This window comes from Actinoplanes sp. NPDC048791, assembly GCF_040650095.1.
Lineage (GTDB): Bacteria > Actinomycetota > Actinomycetes > Mycobacteriales > Micromonosporaceae > Actinoplanes.
Map to the genome: position 1 here is coordinate 1 of NZ_JBEZGQ010000355.1, position 7,620 is coordinate 7,620.

The 7,620-nt window shown below is 71.0% G+C and carries 7 protein-coding genes; 5 read left to right on the plus strand and 2 right to left on the minus strand.

Annotated elements, in window-relative coordinates; genetic code table 11:
- The first annotated feature begins 76 nt into the window (after positions 1 to 76).
- Together AB0C29_RS24020 and AB0C29_RS24025 are read left to right on the plus strand one after the other, a co-directional pair.
- Positions 77 to 808, plus strand: coding sequence for a class I SAM-dependent methyltransferase (locus AB0C29_RS24020; protein WP_360823997.1), 732 nt, complete (start codon positions 77 to 79; stop codon positions 806 to 808).
- Positions 809 to 902: 94 nt separating this feature from the next.
- Positions 903 to 1,382: a PepSY domain-containing protein gene (locus AB0C29_RS24025; RefSeq protein WP_360824000.1), complete on the plus strand. Its 480-nt coding sequence runs from the start codon at positions 903 to 905 to the stop codon at positions 1,380 to 1,382.
- Between the two features lie 67 nt (positions 1,383 to 1,449).
- On the opposite strand, the gene AB0C29_RS24030 is transcribed toward AB0C29_RS24025, so the two are convergent.
- On the minus strand, positions 1,450 to 2,658 hold the full coding sequence (locus AB0C29_RS24030) for a S8 family peptidase (protein ID WP_360824003.1): 1,209 nt from the start codon (positions 2,656 to 2,658) through the stop codon (positions 1,450 to 1,452).
- 265 nt (positions 2,659 to 2,923) lie between these two features.
- Between AB0C29_RS24030 and AB0C29_RS24035 the strand changes: the two genes are divergently transcribed.
- Positions 2,924 to 4,747 carry a long-chain fatty acid--CoA ligase gene (locus tag AB0C29_RS24035; protein ID WP_360824006.1) on the plus strand — a complete coding sequence of 608 codons (1,824 nt, stop codon included), beginning with the start codon at positions 2,924 to 2,926 and terminating at the stop codon, positions 4,745 to 4,747.
- Positions 4,748 to 4,810: 63 nt separating this feature from the next.
- On the opposite strand, the gene AB0C29_RS24040 is transcribed toward AB0C29_RS24035, so the two are convergent.
- A complete protein-coding gene (locus tag AB0C29_RS24040) occupies positions 4,811 to 5,884 on the minus strand; it encodes a hypothetical protein (RefSeq protein ID WP_360824009.1) in 1,074 nt (357 codons plus the stop codon).
- A 119-nt stretch (positions 5,885 to 6,003) separates the two neighbouring features.
- Between AB0C29_RS24040 and AB0C29_RS24045 the strand changes: the two genes are divergently transcribed.
- Positions 6,004 to 7,167, plus strand: coding sequence for an epoxide hydrolase family protein (locus tag AB0C29_RS24045; RefSeq protein ID WP_360824012.1), 1,164 nt, complete (start codon positions 6,004 to 6,006; stop codon positions 7,165 to 7,167).
- Positions 7,168 to 7,213: 46 nt separating this feature from the next.
- On the plus strand, positions 7,214 to 7,620 hold a 407-nt coding region (locus AB0C29_RS24050; protein WP_360824015.1), incomplete at its 3' end, for a maleylpyruvate isomerase N-terminal domain-containing protein.

The following is a 7,620-nucleotide window of genomic DNA, read 5'->3' on the forward strand; positions in this document are numbered from 1 at the left end:
CGGCGCGCGGGTCCGGCTGGAACTGGCTTCGGTAAAGCGCTTGCCGCCCGATTGATCCTCTGTTGTCCTGACGGGCATGTCGATGTTCGATGACCCCGGCCTGTTCGGGCGCCAGTGGGCCGCCGCGTACGACGCGACGAGCAACCCCGACCCGGCCGCGGCCGTGGATTTCCTCGCCGGGATCGCCGACGGCGGCCCGGTGCTGGAGCTCGCCATCGGCACCGGCCGGGTGGCCCTGCCGCTGGCGGCCCGCGGCCTGCGCGTCGAGGGGGTGGAGGGCTCACCCGAGATGGTGGCCAAGCTGCGCGCCAAGCCCGGGGGCGCGGACCTGCCGGTGGTCATCGGCGACATGGCCGACGTCGCCGTACGGGGCCGGTTCCCGCTGGCCTATCTGGTCTTCAACACCCTGTTCAACCTGGTCGACGCCGACCGGCAGGCCGCCTGCTTCCGCAACGTCGCCCGGGTGCTGACCCCCGGCGGCGCGTTCGTCATCGAGGCCTTCGTGCCGAACCCGGCCGACTTCGAACGCGACGAGCAGCATCCGCAGGTCCGCTCGGTGACCGAGGACGAGGCCTCGCTGCGGCTGCACCGCTACGACCGGGCCGCGCAGACGTACATCCGGCAGAACGTGAGCTTCACCCCGGGCGGCGTACGCCTGCAGCCGTTCGGGATGCGCTACCTGTGGCCGGAGCAGATCGACCGGCTCGCCGCCCAGGCCGGCCTGCACCTGGAGGCCCGCTACGCCGACTGGCACCGCAGCCCGTTCGACGCGACGAGCACCGACCACGTCTCGGTCTACCGGCTCTGATCGGCCTTAACCCGGTCTTAGCGATCGCACAGCGCGGCCATAGCGCGCCGGGCGCGAACCTGTCGGTGTTCCGTTCACGACACAGGAGGTTTTCATGATCAGGATTCGTACCGCTTCCGACCTCGCCGCCGGCGCGGTGGCCGCGCTCGCTCTCGGCGGCACGGCGATGGCGGCGGGCAGTGACGACACGTCGGGTACGGCGATCGTCGCCGCGCCGGCGCCGTCGGCCTCCACCGACTCCCCCGCGCCTTCGTCGTCGGTCCCGTCCTCGGCGGACCCGTCCTCGTCGGCTTCCTCGGCGCCCGCGGCCGCCGACGCCGTCAGCCTGGACGCCGCCAAGGAGATCGCGATCAAGGCGGCCGGGGGTGGCCAGGTCACCGACAGCGAGCGGGAGACCGAGCACGGCCGCGCGGTGTGGGACATCGAGGTCCAGGCCGGCACGGTCGAGCACGACATCGACGTGGACCGCGCCACCGGCGAGGTGCTGCGGCACGAGAGCGAGACCGACAACGACGGGCCCGACTCCGACGACGGCTCGGACGACGACTCCGACGACGACGGCTCGGACGACTGACGCCGTACCGCAGGAAGAGCGGAGCCCCGGACCTGGCGGTCCGGGGCTCCGTCGCGTTGCACGGGTTTCAGGGGCCGACGTAGAGCAGGCGGTTCGGCGAGCCGGTGCCCGGGCTGGTCACCACGCCGGTGACGGCCTTGTTGACCAGGGTGTCGCGCACCTGGGCCGGGGTCAGCGACTGGTTGACCGCGAGCACCAGGGCCGCGGCCCCGGCCACGTGCGGCGAGGCCATCGACGTGCCGCTGATCGAGTTGGTCGCGGTGTTGCTGCTGTACCAGTCCGAGGTGATGGCCGAGCCCGGCGCGAAGATGTCCAGGCAGGTGCCGTAGTTCGAGTAGGAGGCGCGGGCGTCGGTGCTCGTGGTGGCGCCGACCGTGATGGCCGAGGCGACCCGCGACGGCGAGGAGTTGCAGGCGTTCGCGGTCGAGTTGCCGGCCGCCAGCGCGTACGTGACACCCGAGCTGATCGAGTTGGCCACCGCGTTGTCGAGCGCGGTGCTGACGCCGCCGCCGAGGCTCATGTTGGCCACGGCCGGCTTGACGGCGTTCTGGGTGACCCAGTTGACGCCGGCGATGACCCCGGCGTTGGTGCCGCTGCCGGAGCAGTTGAGCACCCGGACGCCGACGAGCTTGACGGCCTTCGCGACGCCGTACGTGGCGCCGCCGACCGTACCGGCGACGTGCGTGCCGTGACCGTTGCAGTCGACCCCGCCGGAACCGACGGCGTCGTAGCCCACCCGGGCCCGGCCGCCGAAGTCGTTGTGGGTGTACTTGATGCCGGTGTCGATGATGTACGCCGTCACGTTGCTCGCCGTGGTGTCGTACGTGTACGTCGTGCTCAGCGGCCGGGCCTTCTGGTCGATGCGGTCGATGCCCCAGGTGGCGCCGGTCTGCGTGGTGAGCAGCGAGACCCGCTGGTTCTGCTCGACGTAGGCGACGCTCGGGTCGGCGGCGAGCCGCTTCGCCGCGGCCTCGCTCATCCCGGCCTCGAAACCGTTGAGCGCCGCGCCGAACGTGCGGCGGACCTCCGCGCCGTAGCCGCGGGCCAGGCTCGACGACTTGTCGCCGACGGCCGCCACGCGGTTGGTCTTCGCGACCGCGCTGTCCTTGAGAACCACGATGTAGCTGCCGGCCACCGCGTCGGCGGTGCCGGCGAGCCGGATCTGCCCGGTGGCGGGGGCTGCCGTCGCCGGGGTCACCGTCGCGACGGTCGTCGTTGCCACGACGAGCAAACTCACGGCCAGGAAGCGGCCGCTTCGGGGGCGTCGAATCGCCATGCTTTTCCTCTCTCGCGCCTGCAGACCCGTGTCCTGGGCTTGTGGCCCACCCGGTCCGTTGAGCTGAGATTAGGGGCAGGACGTCGACATCCCTCTATATCGAAAGGGCCATACCGCCATTGCTGAAAGACCTCGGGCGGCGACCCGGTTAGGATCACCTGTGCAGGTCCACCCACCGCACTCTGGCCCTCGCGACGCCCGGGCAATACTCTGCGGTAACACGGCTGTCACGTAATCCCCCATAGACGCAAAGAGGCGGCGCCCGATGGCTCTCGAGGTTCCCTACCGGTCGATCCCGGACATGTTCCTGCAACGTGTGCGGGCGACCCCGAACGGTCAGGCATTCGCCGTACCGACGGCGAACGACACCGCGATCAGCTGGCTGACCTGGTCCCAGGTCGGCGAGCGGGCCACGGCGATCGCCGCCGGGCTGGCCGGCCTCGGCGTGGGCCTGGAGGACCGGGTCTCGATCCTGTCCGGCACCCGGCTCGAATGGGTCCTGGTCGACCTCGGCATCAACTGCGCCGGCGCGGCGACCACCACGGTCTACCCCACCACCGAGCCCGAGGACGCGGCCTACATCGTGGCCGACTCCGGTTCCAAGGTGCTGGTGGCCGAGAACCCGCAGCAGGCCCTGAAGCTGGCCGGCGCGGACACCTCGGTCACCCACGTGGTGCTGATCGACGGTCTGGCCGACGCGAACGCCACGCCGCCGCAGCTCACCCTGGCCGAGCTCGAGGAGCGCGGCCGGGCGGCGCTGGCCGAGCAGCCCGACCTGGTGGACCGGATCGTCGAGGGCGTCGGCCCCGACAACGTGGCCACCCTGATCTACACCTCCGGCACGACCGGCCGGCCCAAGGGCGTGCAGCTGCTGCACCGCGGCTGGACCTGGGAGGGCGTGGCGCAGGCGGACCTGGGCCTGTTCGAGTCGACCGACCTGCAGTATCTGTGGCTGCCGCTGTCGCACTCGTTCGGCAAGACCCTGCTCTGCGGCATCCTGCACGTGGGCGTGCCGACGTACGTCGACGGGCGGGTCGACAAGCTGGTCGACATGCTCGCCGTGGTGCAGCCGACGCTCATGTGCGCAGCGCCGCGGATCTTCGAGAAGGTCTACAACAAGACGGTGACGACCGCGCTGAGCGCCGGCGGCGCCAAGGCCAAGATCTTCGGCTGGGCGGTCGGCGTGGGCAAGCAGAAGGTCGCCCTGGAGCAGGCCGGCAAGCCGGTCGGCGGGGTGCTGAAGGCCAAGTACGCGGTCGCGGAGAAGCTGGTCTTCAGCAAGTTGCAGCAGCGCCTCGGCGGGCGGCTGCGGGTGCTGGTCTCCGGCTCGGCCCCGCTGAGCCGCGACATCGCGGAGTTCTTCGCGGCGGCCAACCTGCCCATCATGGAGGGCTACGGCCTGACCGAGTCGAGCGCGGCCAACTTCGTCAACCGGATGGGCAAGCTCAAGATCGGTACGGTCGGCCAGCCGCTGGGCGACCTGGAGTGCCGCATCGACAGCGACGGCGAGATCCTGCTGCGCGGCGCCCCGGTCATGCGCGGCTACCACAACCTGCCCAAGGAGACCGAGGAGTCGTTCACCGAGGACGGCTTCTTCCGTACCGGTGACATCGGTGAGCTGGACAGCGACGGCTACCTGAAGATCACCGACCGGAAGAAGGACCTGGTCAAGACCTCCGGCGGCAAGTACATCGCCCCGTCGGCGATCGAGGGCATGTTCAAGGCGGTCTGCCCGTACACGTCGCAGGCGGTTGTGGTGGGTCAGGCCCGCAACTACGTGACGATGCTGATCTCGCTGGACGAGGAAGCGATCGCGGGCTGGGCGGCGGGCGGCCCGCTGGCCGGCAAGAGCTACCGCGAGATCGTGACCGCGGCCGAGACGGAAACGCTGATCGCCGGTTACATCGAGGAGCTCAACGGCAAGCTCAACCGGTGGGAGACCATCAAGAAGTTCGCCATCCTGCCCCGCGACCTGAGCATCGAGCAGGGCGAGATCACCCCGTCGATGAAGATCAAGCGGCGCAGCGTGGAGACCAACTTCGCCGAGCAGATCGACAAGATGTACGCGGGGTCGCTCGTCCAGATGTAGCTCTGAACCAGGCAAGGACCGAGCGCCGCGATCTCTGATCGCGGCGCTCGCGCCTTTTGCGGCTCAGCTCAGCCAGACGCCGTCGCGCATCAAGGTCCGGTCCGCGAGCTCGTTCTCCTCGCGCCAGGCCTGGATGCGGTCCGGGCGCAGGAGCAGGTAGAGGTAGGCGCCGCCGGCGCTGCGCGGATCCCAGTCCGTGCCGGTCGCGTAGCCGTCCGCCACCCAGGAAGGCGCCTGCGCCACCGGGAAGGTCTCCTCCAGCACCGCGTCGATCATGACGACGTCCCGGGTCCCGCCCAGGGCCAGCCGGGCCGTGCCGGTGGCCGCGATGTTCGTCGCCGTGCGGGACCTGCCGTCGGTGGCCAGGACGATCCGCTCGCGCAGCCAGGCCAGGGTGAGCGGCACCAGGTACGGCCCGTCCGCGGTGCCGGTCGCAACCCAGGCGTCGGCGACCGGGGCGGTCAGTTTGGCCAGGACGTCTGCTCTGCGGATCGCCGGCGGGCGCGGCTCGGGGTTCGTCATGCCGGCTGGAGGAGGCTCGGGACGGTGCCGTCGTCGCGCACCGTCGTGATCAGCTTGCCGTCGCCCACGTCCTTGACCTCCTGCACTTGCTCGGCTCCCGCCTTGAGCAGGCCCTGCGGGGCCGTCCTGATGTCTGCCACGTGCCAGTACCACCGCCACGATGGCGGAGTACGCCACCCGCGGATAGACCACGCCGTCGGCGTCCACGATGCCCGGCTGGTCGAGCAGCACCCGGACCGTGAGGTCGCAGAGCACCGCGAACGCCGCCACCGCCCAGGAGTACCGGCCGGCGAAGGTGAGCAGCACGGCGGCGACGACGAAGGCCCCGGACGGGTCCCAGAGGGAGCCGAACACGAGATAGGGACCGTAGACCAACAGGACCTGCGCACCCAGCAGTGCGCCGGCGCGCAGACCGGACAGGCGGGTGAACGCGAACCGGAGCTGCACCGCGCCGGTCGCCAGGATGACGCCGGTGGCCAGCACCTGCCCGCCGGGGTCGAAGCCGGGATCGTAACCACCCCAGGGAACGACCTCGAGGATGCGGTACACGCAGTAGAGCGCGACACACAGCACGACCGGGATGGTGGCGAGCCGGATCGGCCTGGACGCGGTCACGAACCCTCCCCGACCGGTGTGCAATCTGCAGCCGGATTCGTGCGGCAGACACTACCTCGCACCCCTCGCCTCTGTGACCGTTTAGGCAGGCCGAAGACGTCCACAGGGAGGCGACCGCCGTGCCCGATCCGAGCATCACCCCGTTCCGCATCGCGATACCGCAAGCCGGTCTCGACGACCTGGCCGAGCGGCTCGCCCGTACCCGCTGGGCCGATGAGCTGCCCGAGAAGGAGGTCGTCGCCGGTGGCTCGGGCACCCCCGCCCCGGCCGGCTGGGAGTACGGCGTCCCGGGCTCGTACGTCCGGGACCTGGTCGAGCGCTGGCGCACCTCGTTCGACTGGCGGGCCCGCGAGGCCGAGCTGAACGAGTACCCCCAGTTCACGACCGAGATCGACGGGCAGCGGATCCACTTCGTGCACGTACGCTCGGCCCAGCCGGACGCCGTCCCGCTGATCCTGACCCACGGGTGGCCCAACAGCTTCGTCGAGTACCTGGGCCTGGTGGGCCCGCTGACCGATCCGGCCGCGTACGGCCGCCCGGGCGCGCCCGCCTTCCACGTGGTCATCCCGTCGCTGCCCGGCTTCACCTTCTCCGGGCCCACGACCGAGCACGGCTGGAGCGCGTGGCGGACCGCCGCCGCGTGGGCCGAGCTGATGCGGCGGCTGGGCTACGACCGCTACGGTGCGCACGGCAACGACGCCGGCGCCATCGTCTCGCCGTTGCTCGGTGAGCTGGACCGCGAGCACGTCAGCGGGGTGCACGTCACGCAGATCTTCTCCTTCCCGCGTGGCGACGAAGGCGAGTTCGACGGGCTCACCGGCGAGGATTTCGGCGCCCTGCAGTTCGGTCAGGCGTTCACCGAGCACGCGGTCCACGACCGGTCCCAGCAGGCCCAGCCGCAGACCCTGGCCCACGCCCTGGCGGACTCGCCGGCCGGGCAGCTGGCCTGGAGCGGTCAGCTGTTCGGCACCGCGCTCAGCCCCGAGGACATCCTGACCAATGTGGCGCTGTACTGGTTCACCAACACCGCCGCCTCGTCGGCCCGGTTCTACTACGAGAACCACCGTGCCGCCCGCAACGCCGATCCGGCCGGGCCCACCACCGTGCCGATCGGCCTGGCTGCCTTCGCCTTCGACTTCCACGCGGTGCGCCGGTTCGCCGAACGCGACCACCACAACATCGTCGCCTGGAACACCTACGACCGCGGCGGGCACTGGGCCACGCACGACGCCCCCGACCTGCTCGTCGAGGACATCCGCCAGTTCTTCGCGGCACTCACCTGACCGTCCGGCCCGACAGCCGGCAGGAACCCATCGAGAGGAACCATCCGTGACTTTCACCGTACTCACCACCGCTCTTGACGCCCTGCGCCAGGTCACCGCCGGGGCTGTCGACACCGACCGGCTCGACGACCCGACACCTTGCTCGGAATGGACAGTGGCCCAGGTGCTCTTCCACGCCGCCGGCGACCAGCACGCCTGGGCGTCCATCGTCGGAGCCGGCTCGCTGCCGTCCTACAACCCGTTCGATCCGCCGCGCCGGCTCGACGCCGGCGTCCAGGACACGGTCACCAAGGCGATCGAGGCGGCCACCGGTGCCTGGGCCGGTGTCGACCCGGCGGCGGCATCGGTCCGAACCCCGCAGCCGCCCGAGCCGGAGCTGACGCCGGCCCTCGCGGCAGCCGCGTGCGCCCTCGACGCCGCCGTCCTCGCCTGGGACGTCGCTGTCGCGACCGG